This window comes from Nocardia sp. NPDC049220, from assembly GCF_040647855.1.
Taxonomy (GTDB): domain Bacteria; phylum Actinomycetota; class Actinomycetes; order Mycobacteriales; family Mycobacteriaceae; genus Nocardia.
Genome location: NZ_JBEZDA010000005.1, coordinates 39667 through 62690 on the forward strand (window position 1 = coordinate 39667; position 23024 = coordinate 62690).

23 protein-coding genes and 1 pseudogene are annotated in these 23024 nt (G+C 67.2%); 12 read left to right on the forward strand and 12 right to left on the reverse strand.

The annotated features are described in order from the left end of the window. Positions 1-21: 21 nt before the first annotated feature. Positions 22-1488, reverse strand: a complete 1467-nt coding sequence (locus AB0C34_RS15640) for an oligopeptide:H+ symporter (RefSeq protein WP_357072353.1) — start codon at positions 1486-1488, stop codon at positions 22-24. A gap of 184 nt (positions 1489-1672) precedes the next feature. Between AB0C34_RS15640 and AB0C34_RS15645 the strand changes: the two genes are divergently transcribed. Further along, entirely contained in the window at positions 1673-2149 is a 477-nt protein-coding gene (locus AB0C34_RS15645) for an SRPBCC family protein (protein WP_357072356.1), read from the forward strand. A 22-nt stretch (positions 2150-2171) separates the two neighbouring features. On the opposite strand, the gene AB0C34_RS15650 is transcribed toward AB0C34_RS15645, so the two are convergent. The 8 genes and pseudogenes from AB0C34_RS15650 to AB0C34_RS15685 form a co-directional block, all read right to left on the reverse strand. Further along, positions 2172-3122 (reverse strand): Ppx/GppA phosphatase family protein, encoded by a 951-nt coding sequence (locus AB0C34_RS15650; RefSeq protein ID WP_357072359.1) that lies wholly within the window; start codon positions 3120-3122, stop codon positions 2172-2174. Beyond that, positions 3119-3655, reverse strand: coding sequence for a DUF501 domain-containing protein (locus AB0C34_RS15655; protein WP_357072362.1), 537 nt, complete (start codon positions 3653-3655; stop codon positions 3119-3121). The genes AB0C34_RS15650 and AB0C34_RS15655 overlap by 4 nt, the downstream gene beginning before the upstream one ends. Beyond that, positions 3652-4254 (reverse strand): septum formation initiator family protein, encoded by a 603-nt coding sequence (locus AB0C34_RS15660; RefSeq protein WP_357072365.1) that lies wholly within the window; start codon positions 4252-4254, stop codon positions 3652-3654. The genes AB0C34_RS15655 and AB0C34_RS15660 overlap by 4 nt, the downstream gene beginning before the upstream one ends. 92 nt (positions 4255-4346) lie before the next feature. After that, positions 4347-5633 (reverse strand): phosphopyruvate hydratase, encoded by a 1287-nt coding sequence (gene eno, locus AB0C34_RS15665; RefSeq protein WP_357072368.1) that lies wholly within the window; start codon positions 5631-5633, stop codon positions 4347-4349. Positions 5634-5746: 113 nt separating this feature from the next. After that, on the reverse strand, positions 5747-6430 hold the full coding sequence (locus AB0C34_RS15670; protein WP_357072994.1) for a lytic murein transglycosylase: 684 nt from the start codon (positions 6428-6430) through the stop codon (positions 5747-5749). Positions 6431-6557: 127 nt separating this feature from the next. Next, positions 6558-8219, reverse strand: coding sequence for an ATP-binding cassette domain-containing protein (locus AB0C34_RS15675; protein ID WP_357072371.1), 1662 nt, complete (start codon positions 8217-8219; stop codon positions 6558-6560). Between the two features lie 227 nt (positions 8220-8446). Next, on the reverse strand, positions 8447-9190 hold the full coding sequence (locus AB0C34_RS15680) for a hypothetical protein (RefSeq protein WP_357073057.1): 744 nt from the start codon (positions 9188-9190) through the stop codon (positions 8447-8449). Positions 9191-9478: 288 nt separating this feature from the next. Continuing rightward, positions 9479-9670: pseudogene (locus AB0C34_RS15685) on the reverse strand (helix-turn-helix transcriptional regulator); the annotation flags it as partial. A 211-nt stretch (positions 9671-9881) separates the two neighbouring features. On the opposite strand from AB0C34_RS15685, the gene AB0C34_RS15690 reads away from it, so the two are divergent. From AB0C34_RS15690 to AB0C34_RS15720, 7 genes are all read left to right on the forward strand, one after another. Next, on the forward strand, positions 9882-10034 hold the full coding sequence (locus tag AB0C34_RS15690) for a hypothetical protein (protein ID WP_357072374.1): 153 nt from the start codon (positions 9882-9884) through the stop codon (positions 10032-10034). A 1219-nt stretch (positions 10035-11253) separates the two neighbouring features. Further along, on the forward strand, positions 11254-12417 hold the full coding sequence (locus AB0C34_RS15695) for a helix-turn-helix transcriptional regulator (protein WP_357072377.1): 1164 nt from the start codon (positions 11254-11256) through the stop codon (positions 12415-12417). A gap of 194 nt (positions 12418-12611) precedes the next feature. After that, positions 12612-12872, forward strand: a complete 261-nt coding sequence (locus tag AB0C34_RS15700) for a hypothetical protein (protein ID WP_357072380.1) — start codon at positions 12612-12614, stop codon at positions 12870-12872. Then, a complete protein-coding gene (locus AB0C34_RS15705; RefSeq protein WP_357072383.1) occupies positions 12869-13063 on the forward strand; it encodes a hypothetical protein in 195 nt (64 codons plus the stop codon). Before AB0C34_RS15700 ends, AB0C34_RS15705 begins: the two co-directional genes overlap by 4 nt. Further along, the gene (locus AB0C34_RS15710) at positions 13053-13259 is read left to right on the forward strand and encodes a hypothetical protein (RefSeq protein WP_357072386.1); all 207 of its coding nucleotides are present in this window, start codon (positions 13053-13055) and stop codon (positions 13257-13259) included. The genes AB0C34_RS15705 and AB0C34_RS15710 overlap by 11 nt, the downstream gene beginning before the upstream one ends. 407 nt (positions 13260-13666) lie before the next feature. Continuing rightward, positions 13667-14089 (forward strand): hypothetical protein, encoded by a 423-nt coding sequence (locus AB0C34_RS15715; protein ID WP_357072389.1) that lies wholly within the window; start codon positions 13667-13669, stop codon positions 14087-14089. 10 nt (positions 14090-14099) lie between these two features. Further along, positions 14100-14384, forward strand: a complete 285-nt coding sequence (locus AB0C34_RS15720; protein ID WP_357072392.1) for a hypothetical protein — start codon at positions 14100-14102, stop codon at positions 14382-14384. A gap of 147 nt (positions 14385-14531) precedes the next feature. Here the strand turns inward: AB0C34_RS15720 and AB0C34_RS15725 are convergent, their stop codons facing one another. From AB0C34_RS15725 to AB0C34_RS15735, 3 genes are all read right to left on the reverse strand, one after another. Then, positions 14532-15371 (reverse strand): ABC transporter permease subunit, encoded by an 840-nt coding sequence (locus AB0C34_RS15725; protein ID WP_357072395.1) that lies wholly within the window; start codon positions 15369-15371, stop codon positions 14532-14534. Between the two features lie 205 nt (positions 15372-15576). Then, positions 15577-16506 (reverse strand): ABC transporter permease, encoded by a 930-nt coding sequence (locus AB0C34_RS15730; RefSeq protein WP_357072398.1) that lies wholly within the window; start codon positions 16504-16506, stop codon positions 15577-15579. Further along, on the reverse strand, positions 16503-18020 hold the full coding sequence (locus AB0C34_RS15735) for an ABC transporter substrate-binding protein (RefSeq protein ID WP_357072401.1): 1518 nt from the start codon (positions 18018-18020) through the stop codon (positions 16503-16505). Before AB0C34_RS15735 ends, AB0C34_RS15730 begins: the two co-directional genes overlap by 4 nt. A 320-nt stretch (positions 18021-18340) precedes the next feature. Between AB0C34_RS15735 and AB0C34_RS15740 the strand changes: the two genes are divergently transcribed. The 4 genes from AB0C34_RS15740 to AB0C34_RS15755 are packed head-to-tail and all read left to right on the forward strand — an operon-like array spanning position 18341 to position 22981. Further along, complete coding sequence (locus tag AB0C34_RS15740; RefSeq protein ID WP_357072404.1) at positions 18341-19495, forward strand: TauD/TfdA family dioxygenase; 1155 nt, start codon at positions 18341-18343, stop codon at positions 19493-19495. Further along, complete coding sequence (locus AB0C34_RS15745; protein ID WP_357072407.1) at positions 19467-20477, forward strand: ornithine cyclodeaminase family protein; 1011 nt, start codon at positions 19467-19469, stop codon at positions 20475-20477. The genes AB0C34_RS15740 and AB0C34_RS15745 overlap by 29 nt, the downstream gene beginning before the upstream one ends. After that, positions 20468-21916 carry an alanine racemase gene (locus AB0C34_RS15750; protein WP_357072410.1) on the forward strand — a complete coding sequence of 483 codons (1449 nt, stop codon included), beginning with the start codon at positions 20468-20470 and terminating at the stop codon, positions 21914-21916. Before AB0C34_RS15745 ends, AB0C34_RS15750 begins: the two co-directional genes overlap by 10 nt. A gap of 30 nt (positions 21917-21946) precedes the next feature. Then, entirely contained in the window at positions 21947-22981 is a 1035-nt protein-coding gene (locus AB0C34_RS15755; protein ID WP_357072413.1) for a cysteine synthase family protein, read from the forward strand. Positions 22982-23024: the final 43 nt, after the last annotated feature.

The following is a 23024-nucleotide window of genomic DNA, read 5'->3' on the forward strand; positions in this document are numbered from 1 at the left end:
GTTCTGGACCCCGGCGGCGTATCAGTGCACGCCGGCCATGAACCTGCTGATCCATGGTGCGATAGCGGCGACGATCAGCCCCACACACACCACGACCGTTCCGGTGATACCGAAATAGGCGAATTCATGGCCTGGGTCATAGAACCGAGCCAAGGTACCCGACATCGACGTCCCGATACCTATCGAGAAAAAATACAACGCCATCATTTGGGCGCGGAACGCTTCCGGCGCCAATTGGGTGGTCACCGCGAGACCGATGGGCGACAGCAGAAGCTCGGAGACGGCGAACACCGCCATGATCGCCAGCACGAGCAGGACCGGCACGGCATGTCCTTCGGTGCCGGACATGGGCACGAACAACCAGAACGCGACACCCATGCCGATCACGCCGAGCGCGAATTTCCGTGGTGTACTCGGGGCGCGCTGTCCCAGTGTGGTCCACAGGACCGCGAACACCGGTGACAGCAGGATGACCCAGGTCGGCTCGACCGCGCCGATCCAGCTCGACGGTGCGGTCCAGCCGAAAATGTTCCAGTTCATCCGTTCGTCGGAGTAGACCGCCAGCACCGTGAACATCTGCTTGAACAGCGACCAGAACACCGCGTTGGCGACAAACAACGGAAGGAACGCGCGCACCCGGCTGCGTTCGAGCGGGGTGACCTTGGCGCTGGTGAGCAGTACCGCGAAATACCCGGCCGAAGTGGCGACAATGAGACCGGTCGTCACCTCGGGAAGGTTGTCCAAGGTGACCAGGCCGAGCACGCACACCACGGCGACGAGCACCGCCGCCGCGGCCAGTGCGGCGACCAACGGCCCGACGGCACTGCGCGAGATCGGATTCGGTACCTCGCGGCCGTGCGTGCCGAGGTTGCGGCGAAACACCACATACTGGGTGAGACCCAGCGCCATCCCGATCGCCGCCGCACCGAAGCCGTAATGGAAGCCGAGGTGGGTCTGCAGCAGCCCGGTGAGCAACGGGCCGGTGAACGCGCCGAGATTGATGCCCAGATAGAACAATGTGAACCCGCCGTGCGCGCGCGCGTCCCCTTTCGTATAGAGGGTGCCCAGCAGCGACGAGGCATTGGCCTTCAACCCGCCGCTGCCGAACGCGACCAACAGCAGGCCCGCCCCGACGCCGGCCAGTCCGGGCAGCACGGCCAGTGCGATATGCCCGATCATGACTACGACACCGCCCCAGAACAGGGTGCGCTCCATGCCGAGCAGCCGGTCCGCGATCCAGCCCCCGAGCACCGTGGACAGGTAGACCAGACCGCCATATGCGCCGACGATGCCGACGGCGGTGTCCTTGGCCAGTCCCATCCCGCCGTCGGTGGCCGAGTAGTACAGGTAATACCCGAGAATGGTGACCATTCCGTAGAACGAGAAACGCTCCCAGAGTTCGACACCGAACAGGTTGGCCAGCCCGATCGGGTGGCCCAACAGTGTCCGTGTCTGCGCTGATTCCAGCGATGTTGCCGCTTCAACCATGCCCAGACCATCGCACGCCGGTCAGCCATGCGGAGGCATTCGGTTGTTCTGTTTGTTCTGTTCAGCGCGTCCGCTTGTCTCTGCTCGAGGCACCGAACGTTTGCGCCTGCTGCGGTCGGGCATCCACCCGGTAGCAGGCAAACTCACCGCGACCTAGCAGGCCCGCGCAGAAAGTGATGTGTTGATGGTCCACGTCGAGATGACCGTGCCGACATCGGCGGAACAGATCTTCGCCGTCCTGTCCGACGGCTGGCTGTTCGCCGCCTGGGTGGTCGGCGCCTCGCACATCCGCGCGGTCGACCCGGATTGGCCGGCGGTCGGCAGTCGGCTGCACTACAGCGTCGGCATGTGGCCGTGTACCGTCGACGACTCCACGCAGGTCAGCGAGGTCGACCCGCCGCATCTGCTGGAGCTGGAGGCCAAACTCCGGCCACTCGGCGCGGCATGGATCCGCTTGGAACTCACCGAGACGGCACTCGACCAGACCGAGGTCCGCATGTACGAGCACATCAAGCGTGGGCCGGGCATCTTCGTCCCCGACCTGTTCCAGGAAGTACTGTTGCTGCCGCGCAACAAGGAATCGCTGTCCAGGCTCGCCGACCTCGCGGTCGGCAGATCACAGAGCGCAGCAAACTACATCCAGCGCGAACAGCACCCTTGACCGGCAGGACCCGCGACGGCGCTCACGCGATGGACAGGGCAATGCCGTCGAGGATGTCGTGCTCGCTGACGACCAGGTGGGCGATTCCAGCCCGGCGGGACAATTCCTCCGCGAGCACCTCGGTAATGACCGCGCCCCCACCGATCACATCGACCCGGCCCGGGTGCATCGGACCGAGGGCCGCGCGCTGATCGTGGTCCATAGCGATCAGACGGTCACAGACGGCGCGGACCTGGTCCAGCGTCAGCTGGGTGAGATGCACCTTCCGCGAGTCGTATTCGGGGAGGTTCAGCGCGACCGCGGCCAGGGTGGTCATGGTGCCCGCCACGCCGACCCAGGTGTGCGCCCGCTCCACCGGAACACGTGCGAACGCTTCGGCCAGCCGTTCGGCGGCGAAAGCGCGGGCGGCGGTGACCTGTTCGGCGGTCGGCGGATTGCCGCCGAGGCAACGCTCGGTGATTCGGACACAGCCGACATCAGCGGAGAACGCGGCACGCACGCCCGCGTCACTGTCGCCGAACACCAGTTCGGTCGAGCCGCCGCCCAGGTCGACCACAACGAAAGGCCCTGCCGCACTGGCCAGTTCACCGATGGCGCCACGGAATGACAGCCGCGCCTCCTCGTCCCCGGTGATCACCTCGGCTTCGGCGCCCGCCACCACCGTGCCGAGCACGGCCCGCGCCATGGCGAAGAATTCTTCGCGATTGGCGGCGTCCCTGGTGGCGGAGGTGGCGACCATCCGCACCCGACCGACGCCGGCCTCGCGCATCAGCGCCGCGTAGTCGACCAAGGCGATGCGGGTCCGTTCGATCGCTTCCGGCGCGAGCGAGCCGGTCGCGTCAACGCCTTGGCCGAGGCGGACGATCCGCATCTCGCGGTGCACGTCGGCCAAGCCGCCGTCGGCGAGCACGTCGGCGATCAACAGCCGGATGGAGTTGGTGCCGCAATCCACGGCGGCGACCCGGTCACTCATCGCTGCACTCCCTCGTCTCGCGGACCGGTCGGCTCGTACATCGGCCAGTCGGACGCAATCGCGGTGCCGCGCAGGCCGTGGTCGGCGGCCAGCGCCACCGCTTCGTCACCGAGTGGGTTCACCCCGGGTCCCTTCGCCAGCGAATGCGCGATCAGAACATGCAGGCATTTGACCCGCTCGGGCATCCCGCCGCCGGTGAACTCGGTGCCGAGCGACTCGATCTCGTCACGCTCGGCCAGGTAGCTCTCGTGTGCGCGACGATAGCCGGCGGCCAACTCGCGGTCGACGCCCAGCCGTTCGGTCATCTCGCGCATGACACCGGCGGATTCCTGCCTGCTCGCCTCTGCCGTGAGCCGAGGATCGGTCAGATAATAGAGGGTCGGAAACGGAGTACCGTCCGGCAGCCGAGGCGCGGTCTTCACCACGGCCGGGATCCCGTCCGGGGTGCGGTAGGCGACAGCGAGCACGCCGCGCGGCTCGCGGCCCAACTGCTCGGCGATGATCGCGAGATCCTGGTCGTTCGGTGCGGTCACCTGGGTCCTTCCGGTCCTGACAGTGGTGGTGCGGCCGCCTGCGTGGACTGCGGCTCGGACATGCTGCGCCACAGTTCGGTGTACCAGGGATCGGGTTCCCTGGACTTGGTAGGCGCCGCGGGCGGTGCGGGCGCCTCGATGCCGGGCACCTGCACGATGTAAGGCGTCTCACCGGGCAGCACCAACCGAAGCCGGTCCCGTGCCTCCGAGCGGATATATGCGGGATCCCGTTGCTGCGCACGGCGATCACGCAAACGACCGACATCGGCCTCGAGGTCGTCGCGCTGCTGCGCCAGTTGGGCGCCCTCGGCGCGCTGAGTGAAGTAGGTGCGCGTCGGCATGGCGAGCGTGAGCGCGAGGCCGCACAACACAACGGCCAGAATCACCGCCTTGCCGGTGGACAGACCGAGGATGGTGTGGTCGTGTTTGTCGCCCGAGCCCGGATCGCGCGGGCGCGATCCCGCCTTCTGCTGCGCAGGCTCGGCCCGCCTGCGGCCGCGCTTGGCCGCGGAGTCGGCGGGACGCGATCTGGCGGCACGCGACGTGCGGCGGTCCCCGCGTCCGGCTGGACTGGTCCCACGCGCACGTCGCTCCGTCATGTCACGCCTCGGTATCTACTGTGCGGTACTCGCTGGGCCTTCCGTGGTCACGCCAGCTACCGCCTCCGGACCCCGACGCTCGCACCGTGGTGTCAGCCCTCGAACGCGAATCGGGGGAACGCGACGTCACCCGCGTAGCGCGCCGAATCACCGAGTGCGTCCTCGATGCGCAACAGCTGGTTGTACTTGGCCACCCGCTCACTGCGCGCCGGGGCGCCGGTCTTGATCTGGCCGCTGCCGACCGCGACGGCGAGGTCGGCGATGGTGGTGTCTTCGGTCTCGCCGGACCGGTGCGACATCATGGTCTTGTAGCCGTTGCGATGCGCCAGTTCCACTGCGTCCAAAGTCTCGGTGAGCGTGCCGATCTGGTTCACCTTCACCAGCAGCGCGTTGGCGGCGCCCTTGGCGATGCCCTCTTCCAGACGCTCCGGATTGGTCACGAACAGGTCGTCGCCGACGAGCTGAACCTTGTCACCGATCAGGTCGGTCAGCGCCACCCAACCGTCCCAATCGTCCTCCGACAGCGGGTCCTCGATGGACACCAGCGGGTAGCTGGTGAGCAGCTCGGCGTAGAACTGTGCCATCTCCTCGGCCGAACGCACACTTCCCTCGAACTTGTAGCCGCTGGCCGAGGTGTAGAACTCGGTGGCCGCGACATCGAGTGCGAGGGTCACGTCGCTGCCCAGTGTCAGGCCGGTCTTCGCGATCGCCGAACTGATCAGGTCCAGCGCTTCCCTGGTGCCCGCCACGTCCGGAGCGAAGCCGCCCTCGTCGCCGAGGCCGGTGGCCAGGCCCTTGGACTTCAGCACCGATTTGAGCGCGTGATAGACCTCCGCACCCCAGCGCAGCGATTCCTTGAAGGTCGGGGCGCCGATCGGAGCGACCATGAACTCCTGGACGTCGACGCCGGTGTCGGCATGGGCGCCGCCATTGAGGATGTTCATCATCGGCACGGGCAGCACATGGGCGTTCGGCCCACCGAGGTAGCGGAACAGCTCCAGGCCGGAGGACTCGGCGGCCGCCCGGGCCACGGCCAGCGAAACGCCGAGCAGGGCGTTGGCGCCGAGTCGGGACTTGTCCGGAGTCCCGTCCAGATCCAGCAAGACCTGGTCGACGGTGCGCTGCTCGACGGCGTCCAGACCGATGACGGCGGGCGCGATCTCGTCGAGCACACCCTCGACGGCCTTGCGCACACCCTTGCCGCCGTAACGCTCGTCTCCATCACGCAGCTCGACGGCCTCGTGCTCACCGGTGGACGCGCCCGAGGGCACGGCCGCGCGGGTCAGGGTCCCGTCGTCGAGTGCGATCTCGACCTCGACCGTGGGGTTTCCGCGCGAATCCAGGATCTCGCGAGCTCCGACCTGTTCGATGATGGCCACGAAAACGACACTCCTTCGGCTGCTGACACGGTAAGTCTCACGGGATGGCCGTGCGCTGCGAGCCTATCGTCCTCTCGCTGGGGCGGGTAACCGGCACTCCGGCGCGTGGCAGATCAGACGCGGCGCCCGATGCTGTAGACCGCGGCGCGCTCGCGCACCGTGCGCAAGTAGCGGTGCGACTGGTTGTAGGTGAGCAATGCCTGCTGCCAGCCGTGCTCGGAGGTGAGATCGCCGCCGCTGGCGCACAGGTAGCGGGCCGCGGTGAGCGCCGCGTCGTCGATATTCTGCGGGTCGGCGACCGCGTCGCCGTTGGCGTCGACGCCCCACTGGTGCCAGGTTTCCGGAATGAACTGCAGCGGGCCGACGGCGCGGTCGAACGCGGGGTCGCCGTCGAGCGCACCGCCATCGCTGTCCTTGATCAGTGCCACGCCGGGCGAGCCGTCCAGCGGGACACCGATGATCGGCGGATGGATCGTGCCGTCGGGTCCGACCTGCGCCCCTCGATGAGTGCCGTGCTTGCTCTCCACGCTGGCGATGCCCGCGAGCGTCGTCCACGCGATGCCGCAGTCGGGGCGAGCCCTGGTCATCACTGCCGCCGCGTAGCCGTATGCCTCCAGTGCGACCGATGGGATACCCAGCCGGTCGGCTTGCTCGTCGGCCCATTCACGCAACTGGACCGCACTGCGGCCGGACGCGTCCAGGTCGATCACGGGCAACGGCGTCCCGGGGCCGGGCGGGATGCCCGCCGGGATCGGGGTGCGATCGAACCCGCAGCCGGCGAGCGCGAGGACCACCACGGCGGCGGCCGAGGCGCCGATCTTTGTCAGGACCACCCTTCCATCATCCAGATGATGCCGGGTATCGCGGTGACCTCCGACGCCGACACTGCACAGTGTCGACCTGGATATCGGTTCCGCGGTGCGGTCAACAGAGCAGCTCGCGAGTGGCGGTGTGCGCCGGTGCGGCGAGAACGGTTGCGGTGTCGCCCGATTCGACGATGCGGCCGTGGTCGAGGACCACGACCTGGGGGCAGTGCGCCGCGACCAGGGGCAGGTCATGGCTGATCACCACCAGGGCGGTCCCGCGGTCGGCGCGGATGCGATCGAGCAGGGACATGATCGAGGCGGCGGTGGTGTGGTCGAGAGCGGAGGTGATCTCGTCGCAGAGCAGGACGGCGGGTTCGGCGGCGACCGCGCGGGCCAGCGCCACCCGTTGGCGTTGGCCGCCGGAGAGTTCGTGGGGGTAGTGGGAGAGCAGGTCGGCGGACAGCTCCACCGAGGCGAGGAGATCGATGACGCGCGCGGACAGTGCCCGCTTCGGGACGTGACCGATGCGCCGCAGCGGGCGGCCGAGGGTCTGGGCGACCGTGCGGCGCGGGTTGAGCGCTGATCGCGGATTCTGCGTCACGAGCTGAATGCCACCCGCGCCATGGAAGATTCGACGCTCTCGACCGGCCGAAAGAGACTTACCACGCAGTTCGAGAAATCCCGTCGCGCCACCGTGCAGACCCGCGATGACGCGAGCCAACGTGGTCTTGCCCGCGCCGGACGCGCCGAGCACCGCGACAGCGGCGCCCACACCGAGATCCAAGTCGATGTCGGCGAGCACTCGGCACCCGTCCACGGACGCACCGATTCCTTTCGCGCGCAGAACAAACTCGGCAGCCGTCGATCCGTTGTCCGGGACGGCGTCCGGCGTACACCGCCCACTGTTCGCCACCGACTCGGCGGCGTGTCCCCGGTCGAACACCACTGCGACCCGAGAGCTACGGTCGGGCGACGCGGCGCTCGGTGACCCCGCAGATCCCGCGTGCGCACCTGAAGATCGTGTCGGCGTGCCTTTTTCGCGCTCGATTCGTTCCGATAGATCGTCGGCAGCCCGGTATTCGGAATCCACCTCGGCGAGCGACGGGAAGGACGCGGAGGCAGTGACCGGGCCGAGCACCACGATATCGTCGGCGATGGAGTGCACGAGGGCGGTGTCGTGGCCCGAGAGCAGGATCGCCACCGCGCACCGACGGGCGAGTTCGGCGAGCTGCCCGGCGATGTCGGTACGCAACACGCCGTGTAACCCGGCCAGCGGTTCGTCGAGGACCAGTACGTCGGTCCGACGAATGATCGCCCTGGCCAGGGCGACGCGGCGTTGCTGACCGCCGGAGAGTTCACCGGGGCGGCGGCGCAGGTACTCCGGCGACAGGCCGACCGACTCCAGCGTTTCGGCCAGCGCGGCGCTGGAAGCGTGCGGAGCGACTTCCCGCAGGAGGGCGCGCACCCGCAGTAGTGGGTTCAGCGCGGATCCGGGATCCTGCGCGACGTAGGCGATATGCTGACGACGGAACTGCCGCAGGGCAACCCGGTCCAGCGCGAACACCTCGTGCCCGGCGACCCGGACCGAACCTCGCGCACCGGCCGAGGCGGACGGCAGGTGCCCCAGCAGCGCGCGCATCACTGTGGTCTTGCCCGACCCGGACGGGCCGGTCAGTGCGGTGACCGTGCCCGCAGGTATCCGGAAGGTCGTAGGACCGCACAACCGCTGCCCGTCGGCGCCGAGCACCGTCAACCCGTCCACCAGAACGCGTTCACTCATCTCCAGCACCGTAGCGCCCCACACCACACCACTCGACCTTGGATTGGCGGGGTGGATCCGTGCCGCACTGCCGACCGCACCGGACATCGCACCCACCGGTGTGAACGCGGCGCCACTGTCCACACGCCGCCGTGGGATGACGACTGCGTCTGCCAGCACACCATCGGCAACCCCTGATTGCGGGTAGAGCCACCCCGGACTCCGGTATGGCTTCTTTGTGCTGGTGGCTATGCAGTGACACCGAGGCGCACGGCAAGCGCCCGCGCCTCACGTTCTACGATCTTTCCCCCGTGGGTGACGAGTTCAGCAGCGAGACTGCGCGAGAGCGGATGACACCGCATAGACTCCTCCGATGCTGCCGTCGCGGTTTTCAGAGCGCCAAGGGTGCTGATCCAATCCTTCTGCTGCCCGTAAGCGCGCGACAGCTCGAGCCACAGACGAGCTCGCCGGTCTACGCTCGGCACGGCATCCGGATCCACCACTGACGCAGCCTCCAGCGCGCCACCGGACCGGCGCATGTCCACCTGTACAGACACCGCAGTCACCTCCGCGTTGGCAACACCAAACAGTGTCCACGGGTGCGCGGATCCGGACGGCAGAGCGCGCGCCATCCCCATCGCCTGATCGACACCACGTAGCGCATCACCCTCCCGGCCAAGGCGAGCCGCAGTGATTGCGCTGTGCAGATGGCATGCGCCCCATAGCGATTGCGCCTGCTGGTCGCCATCGAGGCGTGGCTGGAGGAGCGCGACCGCGTCCTGCGTCAGTTGGTACGCATCCTCTTCGCGGCTGGTCGACCGCCAGACATTTCCGAGCACCCACGACGCCGATGCGAGCGTTACCGGGTCATCAGCAATTTCGGCCGCGGCCAAGCACCGGTCGGCGGCCATCCACAGCAGCGGCGCATCAGCAACCCAGGCGAGTACCTGCTCGGACAGCGCGTACGCACCCGCCAAGGCCGCAGCAGCCACACGGCGCTCCTCTCCGTCGAGGGTGCGTAGCGCGCGGCGTCCGTCACGGATCAGCGCTGGCAACATTGCGCCGGCGTCAGCGCGCGGCGTAGATGAGGTGTGCCACAGCCTCCATGCCCGATCGACGCGAGCAGCGAGCTCTGCAGGGGCAATCGGCGACGCCGAGGGTGCGAGGTCGACAGATTCGATCGCTTCTCGGATTGCGGGTACTACGGGATGCCCGGCGCGGCCGGAAAATCCGACAAGCAATTCGTGATCTCCGGTCAGCTCGGTCAGATCTCGAACACCCAGCGCGCGGCCGAGTTTTAGCAGCATTTCGAGACCGGGTGCCCCCTGGCGCCCTTTCTCGACGTCACGGAGCCAATCCTCGGAGCGGCCAACCAGACCTGCAACGACAGAGCGGGACTTGCCTGTGCGAGTTCGGATTGTTTGGATGCGCTCGCCTATGGATCCACCAGCGAGTTCGTCTTGATTCGGCATATGCGCCTCACCTTCTTCGCGGGATTACCACCCTCGCGGAACCCCCGGCCCGTCGGCCGGGGGTAATCCTCCGCGAAGAGGTTCCTTAAGGATAATTGCAGGTGGCGAGATCCCACCGTCGATTGAAGTGGGGAGAATTCCACCACCTGTGGGGGTATGACATCGCCACCACTTCGCGCGGCTGCCGGGCGAGAGGCTATGCGTAGCCCCGATGTCAGGACTTCCCTACCAGGCCGGCATCGGGCATCACACCAACACAACACAACGTCCGGCGGTAGCCCCACCCTTGCACTACACGCGCGGCATCCCCGCCGACGATAATTACGCCGTCGGCACTTGGATGTTGGAGAAGCTGGAGAAGTAGACCGGTAAGCCGGCTACAGCGAAATCCCGCCCCGCCTCCGTTGGTTCGAAGGCGGGGCGCATTGTTCGTCGGACAGGCCGACCCGGAGAAGCCAACAGATGAACGGCCCGCCAGTCAGCGGGGCGTTTCGTTGCGCCTGCGTCAACGTGTCGGCCGCGTCGGGCGATCACCCGGCAAAACTCAACGGCGCCAGGGGAACCTTGACCGGTCGACGCCGTCCGACATGCCGCCGTATTCGCCGCCGCCTGGACCGCCTCGCCAGGCGCCCAAGAAACCCAACAGCCGAATGGCTTGGATCACCGGCGGCGCAGTCGTCGCACTATTCGTAGTGTTCTGGGTGATCGGCACCGCGAAAAACAGCGACGAGGCACCCGCGCCAGCCGCCGCGGGTACAAGTTCGGTGTCAAGTAATTCTTCCGCGTCCGCTACGCCGGCCTGCTACCCGTCACGGGCGATCTCCTACCCCGAACTGCGAGTAGGTAGAGCCATCTTTGCGAACGCGGATGCGAGGTGTAGTCACCATGCGGCATGGTCCTTCCACTCAGGCCGAATCCCTCAGATTCCCTGTGGACCGCACCGTGGACGTAGGAGCGGCATAATCCTTGAATTTGCCCTTGAACTGCGTCGATATTGTGGGCGAAGGGGGACTTTAACCACCGTAGCGCCCCACGCCACACCACTCGACCCTGGGATTCATGGGGATTGGTCAGGATTGGTAGAGCGAAGAATAGCCCCGATTGTGGACCGCGTCCACAGCTTGCCGAAGCGCCCCGATTCCCAGAGCGGCTATCTCATGCGACGATCGATCGTGTGAACCGACTGCACTATGTCGGCCCCGACGGGCGCGCCGCCCAGCCCGCGGAGCTACTTCCCTACCCGCGCGGCGCCGCGTCCGGTGAAGTGCCCGAACGGCCACCCGTTGACGCGCGGCCGATACACGGCGGGGTGGATCCCCTGCAGGATCGACGAGCGCAATCGGCACCGGACGTACCCGTGTGGATGCGGCGAGATCGTGTACACGCCAACCCGGCCCGACGACTGCGTCTGCCGAAACATCATCGGCAACCCCTGATCGCAAAGAGAGCCGCCCCGGAGTCCGAGGCGGCTCTTTTGTGCGTTTGCGACGTATGAGTGTGGTCGCGGCGCGCCGCAAATTCTACCTCGGTTGCGACCGGGCTAAACACTATCCGGCCAGAACAGGCGGACGTACCCTCGAATCATGAGTGTGGATCGCGCGAAACTTCAATCGCTGCGCCGTCGGCGCGGCATGACCCAACAAGATCTCGCCGACGTGTCCGGCGTCTCCAAATCAACTATCCGCGAAATCGAGCAAGGGCAGCGCACGAGCGTCCGACTTGAAACCCTGCGGAAACTGTCTGTGGCACTGAGGGTGCGAACGTCGACACTTCGCGTCACCCGTGATGCCGAGGAGGCCGACGGCGACACAAACGACCTGTGGGGCCCAGTACGTCGGGCGCTCGCCGCACAACCCGACCAGCCCGACGAACCCGCGACCAACGAAGGCGTGGCCAGCGCTTACGAGGCGCTGAAGCCGCTGATCGACGCTCACAGGTACACCGACATCGCTGGAATCCTGCCCCAACTGCTCCAGGACGCCGACACACTCACCGACGTCGAGGGGCGTGCCATCCGGGCGCGGCTGCTATCCACGACAGGGTGGATGCTCATCCAGAACAGGCAATTCGACATCGCCGAAGCCACACTCGATCGGGCAATAGACAGTGCGATCGACCAGGGCAGCGCCGTCGCAGCGGTCAATCTACTGATCTGGGCACACCTCCGACAGGGCCAACTCGGTAAGGCACGAGATTTGGCGATCCGCTGGGCCGACGACATCGAACCACGCTTCTCCCGTGCTACCGTCGCGCAACTTGCTCTCTGGGGGCGATTGTGGCTGTACGTCGCCAACGCCGCAGTCCGCGACAACGCACCGGGGGAAACTGAGGATGCCTTGTCGCTCGCGCGCGCAGCCGCAGACAGGATCGGCCACGAGATGGTGTATGACCCGAACCCGAACCGAACCTTCGGCCCTGTCACTGTCGCGCAGATCACTGGGGAGTGCGCGGTTATCGCCGAGCAGCCCAGTCGCACACTGGCTATTGCGGAGACGATTCCCACGACGGTGCTGGCGCCGATGGCGGCAGGCCGGTTGCGACACCATCTCGACGTCGCCAACGCACACGCGCAACTCCGCCAATACCCGGAAGCAATGGCCGAACTTCACGCCCTACAAGACCGGGCACCGCAATGGCTGAAACAGCAGAGGTATGCCCGAGACATCCTCGGCGGCATCATCTCCAAGCGTCGAACCCTCACCGCCGAAATGCGGGAAATGGCTGACGCTATCCAGGTGGCCTACTAATCCGCTCCCCATGCCCCGTCCTCCTCGCAGGTGTCGGGGCATTTTCACGGTACTTCGAGCCTGCGAATGGGCAAAGTACCGTGGTCTGCCGCCTTGCTGACGTTGAAGCTGAAAGTGCCCCCGATGTCGGGACGTCCCGACCAGGCCGGCATCGGGCATCACACCAACACAACACAACGTCCGGGGGTAGCCCAATGCCCGCAGATCTCGCCACAGCAACCGTTGTCGTCGCAGCCGTAGCCAGCCTCGGCTGGGTGATCTTCGTTGGCCTGCCATACGTCTTGAACCGCTATGGCGGTTGCCACCCCGAACCTGAGGGAATCTACAGCCTGCAGCAGGCGCACGAGGTGATGCAGGAGCGGATCAACTGCGACGCCGACAGCTGTGCGGCCAAGCGCGCCGCCATGGATGTTCTGATCGCGGCGAACCACTTCGTCCCTGCGAGGGTTCGTTGACAACCCTCGCCGATACCGAGATGTGGCGTCACTTCCACCAGAAGTGCTGGCAGGAAGGCGCATACCGTTCGCTGGACGAAGCCGATTTCGTCGCCCGCGTACATGGTGGACACGGCCCGGACTGCCTGCAGTACCTATCGGCGTCCGCCTACATCTCTGCCTGCGGGGACGGGGCCGACCATGGCGAGTGACGACGAACCGATCGGTGTCAGGCACAGCCATATCGATGGCACCCTGTCGATCATCGGCGCCGATGGCTGGCCACTCACCCCCGAGGAAACCGCCGAACTGTTCCAGGCCGCCGACGCCGGTAACTCCCCGGAACTGCTCGAGCGGGTGCGCGACGCCCTGCGCGTGCTGGCGAGGAAACCCGATGGCGCTGCTTAAATCACAGGCGCTGGTGCTCGGCGACTCGCCGCAGGTGAGCCACTGACCACCCAGCAACTGAGCGAGCAGACAGGCATAGCGACAGAAACAACTCGGGTCGCCGCGCGGCATCCCTTACTCGCGACGGATGGCGTCCACCGGTGAGGTTCCGACCTATTGGCGGATCACCGACTGCGGCAGCCGTCTTGCCGCGACACGCCTATCGCAAGTACCAAGCCGCCACCGCCTGACTGCGGCCCGCGCAGAACGTCCCGGCAAGAGCCGGGATATCGGAGATAGAAGACCGACAAGGAGACACCCGCCGATCGCGGCGGGGCGTCTATTTCGCCGCACCCACAGGGTCAGTCCGTGCCGGCGATCAACGCTCCCGTGGGGTACGGGAGCCGGGGAAGTAATGGAGGGGAATCATGATTCGCAAGCTGATGACGGTAGCTGCCCTCAACGCCGCACTACTCAGCGGGCAGACGCTCACCACTGCACCGGTCGCGCACGCCGACCCCGGTGTCCGGGGTTGCTCCTTCACCTTCAACAAGGAGCCATACCTGCTGCACAAGGCCGTCGTCGTAGGCGGAACAGCGACATGCACGTCCGCCCCTCTCCGGTTCCGCATCGAGTTGCAGCTATGGCATCGGTCGGGCACCAGCAACCCTCGGCCAAAGGGCGACACCGCCGTTGTCACGCGGATCCCCAACCCGAGCCTCCACGTCGCCACGATGGCTCTGGACTGCGTACCCGGCATGTGGCAGGGCAAAATCCTCATGCAAGCCACCTGGGACACCGGGACAAACGAGGTCCGCAAGGAGACCGCGGCCGCCATCATCCCATGCTAGGTTGACCTCGATGGATGTGGTCTTTGTCAGTAGCGACCCTGCTACATGGTCGAGCCGATGGTGGAGGCTGCGCGTCACCCTCTACCACCGGTTTCGGCGTGCCTCCCACGAGCCCGGCTACACCAAGCAGCTCCAGTGGAATTCTCGCCGCGAATACGGCGGCTGGGTGATCCGTCCATCCATCGGATGGCGTCGGATCCGATGGATAACCCCACCCTTGCACTACACGCGCGGCATCCCCGCTGACGACAATTACGCCGTCGGCACTTGGATGTTGGAGAAGCTGGAGAAGTAGACCGGTAACCGGCTACAGCGAAATCCCGCCCCGCCTCCGTTGGTTCGGAGGCGGGGCGCGTTGTGGGCGAAGGGGGACTTGAACCACCGCACCGGAGCGCGTGGTCCCTACTCGCCCGCCTCGGAACGACCTCGGACGCAGGAGCGATCAAGGCGTTCTCCGTCCTCGTCGTTCCCGCCCGAAGGTCGATACCGCCAGGTTCACGCTGATCGCGACGGTCGCGATCGCCGGGCTCGGCGCCAGAACCGCCCACGGATTGAGCAGCAGGCCGGAGGCGTTGTCGCGCACCATGACCGCCCAGTTGCTAGGGCCCAGTGTGCTGGGCAGATGCAGGAATGCGGCGGTGCTCACCAGATAGACGGCGTCCACGAAGCGCAGCCCGAGCTGAGTCGTCAGCACTTCGCGCAGATTCGGGATCACCTCCCGGAACACCAGATACGGCAGCGACTCGCCGGCTGCCTGCGCACTTTCCACATACCCGGAGGCGGCGACGTCCGCCGCCGCGGCCACGAAAACGCGCGCACAGTAGGGAGTTCCGAACATCAGAGCCGACCCGATCAGTCCGTAGACGCCCGCGCTCGGCCAGCAGGTCAGCACGAGCAGGATCCCGAGCACGGTGGGGAGCAGAATGACGAAATCGGTGCCGGATTCGATCACCGCACCGAGGCGCGGACGCAGCGCGGCGACCGCGCCGAGCACACACGACATCGCGGTGACCAGTACCGCGATGACCGCTGACAGCAGCAGCAACCCCCAGCCACCGGACAGCAATTGGCTCAGCACATCCCGGCCGAGCCGGTCGGTACCGAGCCGGGAGCCCGCGCCGGGATCGCCGAACGGGATGCCGACCGCCGTCTCGGCCGCGTGCGGCGCCGCCATCGGCCCGAGCACGGCGATGACGGTGACCACCGCCGCGGGCGCGACGGTCGGTATGCCGAGCCATCGCGTCGTCGGGCGTGCGATGTCGGTCGACCGGCGACCGATCATTCCCCAACCGCCACTGGCACGAACGCCTCCGATTCCAGCGTTTCGCCGCACACCGCCCCGCCATCACTGCCCCAGCCGCACCCGGCGACTCGATGGGCACCGCTTCGTTGCCGTCCATTTCCCGCGACATCCCCCCGAAGAGAACAGACCACGCGACGCACATCGCCCCGACGACGAACGGCGGGCACGACGAGTCGCGAACTGTTCATCGCCGACCCCGCAGCGACCAGGCCCGGATGCCGTCGGCGACGGCGAGCATACCCAGGATGATCACACCGGACAGCGTCACGACCGCGGCGACCACCGATGTGTCACGGTCGGCGACGGAACCGGCCAGCACCGCACCGAGGCCCGGGTAATTGAACACGGTCTCCACCACCAAGGAACCACCGAGCAGCATGCCGACCGTGGTGGCGAAGCTGGTGACGATCGTCGGCAACGCGAACGGCAGGACGTGCCGCGCGAGCACAACACGCGCCGAAAGCCCGTCCAGTACTGCGGTTTCCACGTGCGGCGCCTGCGCGGCATCGGCCAGCGCGGCCCGCACGACCCGCGTGTTCCAGCCGATCTGCGGCATCGCCAGTGCGAGCACCGGAAGGACCAGCATGTCGGGGCCGGTCGGGAATCCGGCCCGGCCGGTGATAGTGACCGCGGGCAGCCAGCCGAGCCCCAACGCGAAAACCAGGATCAGCACGGTCGCGAGCACGAATTCCGGGATCGCCACCGCCATCGTCGTCGCGGGCTGCAGCAAGCGGGTCGACGCGGCACCCTGCCGGGCCGCCCACCACGTGCCGAGCGGCACCGACACGATAACGGTGAGCACCAGGGCGATGCCGCCGAGCAGCAGTGTCGGCGGAAACTTGTCGACCAGCAGTTCGTCGACCGGACGTCCGCGCGCGGTGCGGCCGAAATCGCCGGTGGCGACACCGGCTATCCAGCGCCAGAACCGCATCGGCAGGGCGCGATCCAGACCGAGCTCATGTTCCTTGGCCGCGATCTGTTCCGGCGCTGCCTCCCGGCCGAGGACAGCGCGGGCGGTGTCGCCCGGCAGTAGGTCCACGGCGACGAACACCGCGGCCAGCAGCATTATCAGCAGGGCGGCGCGCCGAAGCAGCAGTCTCGCGAAGAAGATCACTCCGTCAACCAGGTCCGTTCCAACTGCACCCTGGCGTATCCGCCGAGCCTGGGCAGGTCGCGCACCCGAGTGGCGGCGACGTCGATGCCGTCGGCCATGCCCCAGACCAGGTAGCCGCCGCGGTCGTGCTGGATGCGTTGCACTTCGCGGCAGGCCTGGACGGTCTCCAGATTACGTTGCGCCGCAAGTGCTTTCACTGTTTCTGCGTCGAACTCCGCATCCTCGAACGCGGTTTCGTTACGGTCGGATCCGCTCGTCATCAGCTTGCTCGCGAAGAACAGCGTGGAATCGTTGGTGCCCCAAGAGACCGTGTAGAGCGGAGCCTTCAGCCAGGTCTGGTCGTAGAAGGCGTTCGGCTCCTGGTCGCGAACCTCGAGCCGCAGGCCGATCTCGGCGAGCTGGGTCGCGATGACCGTCGCCGATTCGACCTCGCCGGGCGCCTCCGCCTTGGTCGCCAGCGGGTAGGTCCGCCCGGTATCGAAGTTCGATTCGCGCAGCAGAGTTTTCGCGCGGTCGACCTCGCGGGTGCGTTGCGCGATGGTGGTGTCATAGCGCGGGTCGCCGGTGCCGAGAATATCGTTGGCGATCGTGCCGTACCCGGAATGCACCTGGGTGACCAAGGCCCCGCGGTCGACACCGAGTCGCAGCGCGGTGCGTACCCGCGGATCGGCGAAGGGTCCGTCCGAGGTGCGCATGGCGACACCGACCATTGTGTCGTTGGGTCGACGCACCACGGTCAGGTCACCGCGCCCCTCAGCGGTCCGGCCCGCGATGGCGCCGACGTTGGAGGCGAGGTCGATCTGGCCGCCGAGTACCGCATTGCCCAGTGCCGTCACGCTTTCGAACATGGTGACTTCGATCGCGTCCAGCAGCGCCGGCGTACCGTGCCACTGCTCGTTGCGCACCAGCCGCGCGGTGCCGCCCTGGTAGGACTCCACCTGGAATGGTCCGGTGCCGACGAACGTCGTGAAGTCTGCGGTGTCCTTCTTGACGGTGAAGGTCATCAGCCGGACCAGCAGTGGAAGCTGGCTGTTCGGCTCGGGCACCGTGAGCACCACCCGGTTCGGTCCGTCCGCGGTGATGCCCGCCACGGGCACCGGCATCTTCGACGGTCCGCCGACCGTCCGCAGTCGACGTAGCGACCACACGACGTCCTCCGACGTGACCGGAGTCCCGTCGTGGAAGGTCGCGCCATCGGCCAGGGTGAAACTCCAGCGACGGAGATCCGCGTCCGGCTCCCATCGGGTGGCCAGGCGCGGTCCGACATTCGGGTCGGCGCCCGGCACGGTCAGCGGGTCGTAGACCAGCGAGGCGATCAGGAAGTCGCGGTCGTTACTGAGGTTGGCGTGTGGATCACGTTCGATGCGCGCCGAGGTGCCCAACGCACCGACCCGCAACGTGCCACCACGACGCGCCGGCCCGGACGAGTGCGCTGCCTCGGTACACCCGGCGACCAGCAGCGCCGCCCCCACCCCGAGACCGGACCGCAACAGCTGCCGCCGATCAACATTCATTGCACTGCCCATCTTCCTGGACGAACCCCACATCCCACCGCATAATTGTCCAGTACGGCTCAGGACAGGCTAGCCTAATCCAGTAGCAGACTCGCCGCTATCGGCGCGAAGGACAGCGGCACGGCAGACCTCCGCACGGCGGAAAACAGCATCATCGAGTCCCACAACGGCTTAGCCTCGGTCGCATCGCAGTTGGATAGTTCGGCTATTTCTTTGCTATGCGTTAGGTAAGCCTTGCTTCACTCTGCGAGAAAGGCTAACTTCGCAGATCGAATCGTCACCCTAAGCTTGTCGAACCGATGCGAAGAAGGGATTCCCCGGTGAAAGGCGTTCTCTCCGAACGTAAGACGCTTCACCCGCACAGTATCGAACGACGTGAGCTCCCCGCGGCCGCAGGCCGTGCGGTGCGCGAGCTCGCCAGCGAGATAGCCACCACACTCGATGCGACACTGGACGATCCAGCCGCCGCCGCACGCACGCTCACCCATCCTGTCCTGATCGAGCAGATCGATGCTCGAGTCGGGGAACTGCCCGCCGAGGTGCGCCACGCCATGCGACCGCCCGCCACGGCCGCGGGCGCGACCATCGTCGGCTGTCTTCCGTTGACCGACAAGGAATTCGGCCCCACCCCGCCGAACTGGCGCGACGCCGCACGGTGGAGCGGCGTCCCGGCGTTCCGAGCGCACTCGTTCCAGTTCGACCTCGTCATGCTTCTCTTGGCTCGCAGCGCGGGTGAACCTTTCGGCTGGTACGGCCAACAGGACGGGCGGCTGGTCAACAACATCGTCCCCGCGGCGGGGCACGAGCACGAACAGTCCGGCGCCAGCAGCAAGACCCTGCTCGCCCCGCACACCGAGGACGCGTTCCATCCGGAGCGAGCGCACCTGCTGATGCTCGGCTGCCTGCGCAACCCGGAGTTGGTCGGCACCACGGTGGCCTCGGTGCGCCGAGTCGAACTCTCCGCCGCGCAGCGCGAGTTGCTGAGCACGCCTACTTTGCCGATCCTGCCCGACGTCTCCTACGGCGGCGGACACGAAAGGCTTTCGACCGCACCGATTCCCACGCTGTGGAGTCCAGCCGGTCCGGACGAGCAGACCTTGCGCTACGACCCGGCTTACACCCCGCTCGACGATGCCGATCCCGAATTCCGGACCGCCTACACCCAACTCACCGCGGAACTGGAGCGCGTGTGCGTGACCGCAGCGCTCGCCCCCGGTGAGGTGCTGCTGGTGGACAATGACGTCGCGGTACACGGACGAGTGCCGTTCACCGCGCGCTACGACGGCGCCGATCGGTGGCTCAAGCGGGTGAACATCCGCCTCCCAGAACGACCGCGGCGGGCCGGGGAAGCCGACGAGAATGGGTACGGGCAGCGGATCGTTGCCCCGTTCCGAGCGGCAGGCGCCCTGCCGGTCGAGCGCGGCACGCAGAAGTGGGATGTACCGAATGATCGAGGAACCCTTGAGCACTCGTGACCGAAGCACACCTTTGCGGGTGCTGAGCCGCGGCGACCTGGCCGACGTGCCCATCACGCCCGGCGACGTCGTCCGTGCCGTCGAGGAAGCGTATCTGGCCTTCGCCGCGGGCGATTCGGACAACCCACGCAAGCTCAGCGTAGCGAACCCGGACGGTTGGTCGGTGGCCTACGCCATGCTCGGTCGAGATGGACGCAGGCGGGTCGTGGCGATGAAGACGTCCTACAAGTTCGACCCGGGTCACGACCGCAGCACCAAGCGTTACTACACCACCATCACACTCTACGACGACACCACCGGCGCACCGATCGCGATGATGGACTGCGCCAGGGTCGGCGCGCTGCGCACCCCGGCGGTGTCGGCGCTGCTGGTACGGGAGACCGCCCGCCGCGGCGCGGAGAGCGTGCTGCTGATCGGCACCGGAACCCAGGGCCGCAACGCCCTTCCGCACCTGCTCGCCGCAAATCCACAGCTGCGCAAACTGATGATGTACGGCACGCACCCGGAGGGACTGGAAGCCGTACGCCGACAGTTCACCCAGCACTACCCGCACGCGCTGCTGGAGACGGTGCAGGATCCGCGGGCCGCGGCGGCCACCGCAGACGTCGTACTGGCTACCGCGGGCCCCGGCACCGAGGTCGCGCTCGAATCCGCAGATCTGGCACCGGGTTCGGTAGCGGTGCTGGTCGGGTACGGACTCGCGCCCTCAACGCTGGTCGACGCCGACCGGGTGATCGCGACGAGTGCCGAGCAGATGGCACTGACCGGCACCGACATGGTGGGACCGGACGGGACGCTGCGCTCGGTGGACGCGGAACTGCCGCGGATCCTGAGCAGGCGCGCGGTCGCGCGGCGCTCCGACGACGAGCGCATCTTCGTCTACAACAGCGGACTGGTGCTCACCGACATCGCCGTCGCTCATGCGCTGGCGGAGCGAGCCATCGCGGAGGGTCGTGGCACGGAGGTGCCGCTGTGGGACTAGAGGCGGGCCTCGGCGACGAGACGTCCACCGCAGCCGACCGGGTCATCTTCGATGCCGACGCTACGAAGCTGACGACGCGCGGCGCACCCGTCGCCCTCGGCAGCGCCGGGCACGACACGATCAGCGCGGCGCCGATGCCCGCGCGTCTCGATCCGTGGGAGCGCCGGCTAATCCACGACCCGAACCTGCTCGGTGACATCGCCTTCGCGATCGGCGGGCCGTTCCACGTCATGTACCCGGCGCGGGTAGCGCACAACATCCGTGAGTTCCGATCCGCCTTCGAGCAGGCCGGAGTGCACGGCGCCATTTACTACGGCAAGAAGGCGAACAAGGCCGCGTGTGTCGCGCGGGCCTGCGCGCAACACGGTGCCGGCGTGGACGTCGCCAGTGTCGGCGAGTTGGTCGCCGCGCTCGCCCAGGGCGTTCGTGGCGACGACCTGATGGTGACCGGTCCCGCCAAAACCGACGAATTGCTCTGGTTGGCCGCCCGGCACGGCGCGCTGGTCGCCGTGGACGATCTCGGTGAACTCGACCGACTCGCCGGACTGGGCTCCCGCGCCGGGCGCGCGCGTGTGCTGTTGCGCGTGCTGCCCGCGGCCTCGGCGAGCCGGTTCGGCATGACCGCCGACGAGATCGACAGGGCGCTGGCGCTGCTCGGCGAGCGCGAATCCATCCGTCTGGAGGGATTCAGCTTTCACCTGTCGGGGTATGACGCGGTGGCGCGGGCCGAACTGGCGGGCGAACTCATCACCCGCTGTCTGGCCGCCCGAGCGCTCGGGCACCCGGCCACCACCGTGTCGATCGGCGGCGGCTTCGGCGTCGACTACGTTCCGGCCGACGCGGCGGCGGAGTTCACCGAACGGGTCGGCCGGCAGTGGTTCCATTCGGGCAAGTCGTTCGAGTCGTACTACCCCTACCACTTCCCCGAGCCCGGACCGGCCATGCTGACCCAGATCCTCGCGCACGACGAACTCGTCCGGCGACTGCGCGACAACATCGTCCGGCTCGCGATCGAGCCGGGGCGCGCGTTGCTCGCCCATGCCGGATTCACCGTCTTCCGTGTTCAAGGCAGCAAGACCAGGCACGCGCACGGGCACCCGTACCGGTTGCTCACAGTCGACGGCAGCAGCCTGAGCCTCTCGGAGCAGTGGTTCGAGAGCGAATACCTGCCCGACCCGCTGCTGTGGCCCGCGGGCCCCGGGGTACCGACGCCTACCAGTGTCGGCGCCGCCACCTGTCTGGACTCCGACATGCTCAGCTGGCGTCGCGTGCCGCTGCCGCGCGCCGCCGAGATCGGCGACCTACTGATCTACCCGAATACCGCCGGTTACCAAATGGATTCCAACGAGTCCGCCTTCCACGAGTTGCCGATCCCGCCGAAGGTAGTCCTGCACGACGCGCCGGGCGATCGCTTCCGCTGGACCTGCGACGGCAACTAGCCCCGACCGACCCGACCGAGGAGACATCCCATGCCGCTCGTCACGCGTGTGACGGATCTGATCGGCCGCACGCCACTGTTCGAGCTCGCCGCCACCTCGACCGGCACCCGCCTGCTGCTCAAACTCGAGCAATTCAACCCGACCGGTGCGGCAAAGATCAGGATGGCGCGCGAAATGGTGCTCGACGCCGAGCGCCGCGGACTGCTGGCCAGTGGCGGACACATCATCGAATCGACATCCGGAAACACCGGGCTCGGCTTGGCGGTAGTGGCTGCCGAACGTGGGTATCGCTTCACCGCGATAGTCGACCACCACGCATGTAAGGACAAGTTACGCGCGATGCGAGCAACGGGTGCGGAACTGGTGTTCGTCGCCGACGAGGGCGACGACAACCTGGCCACCTCGGCACGGGAGGATCTGGCCGAGGCGATGGCGGCGGAGCGGGACGACGCGTATTTCACCGAGCAACACAACAACGATGCCAACGCGGTCGGCTACTACGCGGTGGCCGAGGAATTGCTCGCGGACGCCGACCGGGTCGACATCCTGGTGTCGGCGGTGGGCACCGGTGGTTCGTTGTTCGGCACCGCGACCCGGTTACGCCAGCTCGGGTGCCCGCCCTATGTGATCGGCGTCGAGCCGGTCGGGTCGATCGCCTTCGGCGGGCCGGGCGGACCGTATTGGCAATCCGGCACCGGCACCCCACCGGGCGCCACTATCGGAACCGCCGTGGACTACTCGTTGCTCGACGAAGGCGTGAAGGTCTCCGACGCGGCGGCCTTCGCTACCGCGCGCGCCGTGGCCGCCAAGTTGGGCCTGATGATCGGCGGGTCCGCGGGCGGCTCGGTGTACGTCGCGCTCACCCGACTCGAGGAATTCCCACCCGGCTCCACCGTGGTCACGATCGTCTGCGACGGCGGTGAGAAGTATCTCGACACGGTCTTCGACGACGAGTGGATGACCGACCGCGACCTGCTCGACGCCGACGACGAACGCGAGGTGCTGGACATGCTGGAGCGCTACACGCCCGCCGCCCGCCGCAGCGGATTGGTGACGGCGCGATGAGTCGCCCTCGCGTCGCCCGGGCAACCCGCACGGCGGCGTACGA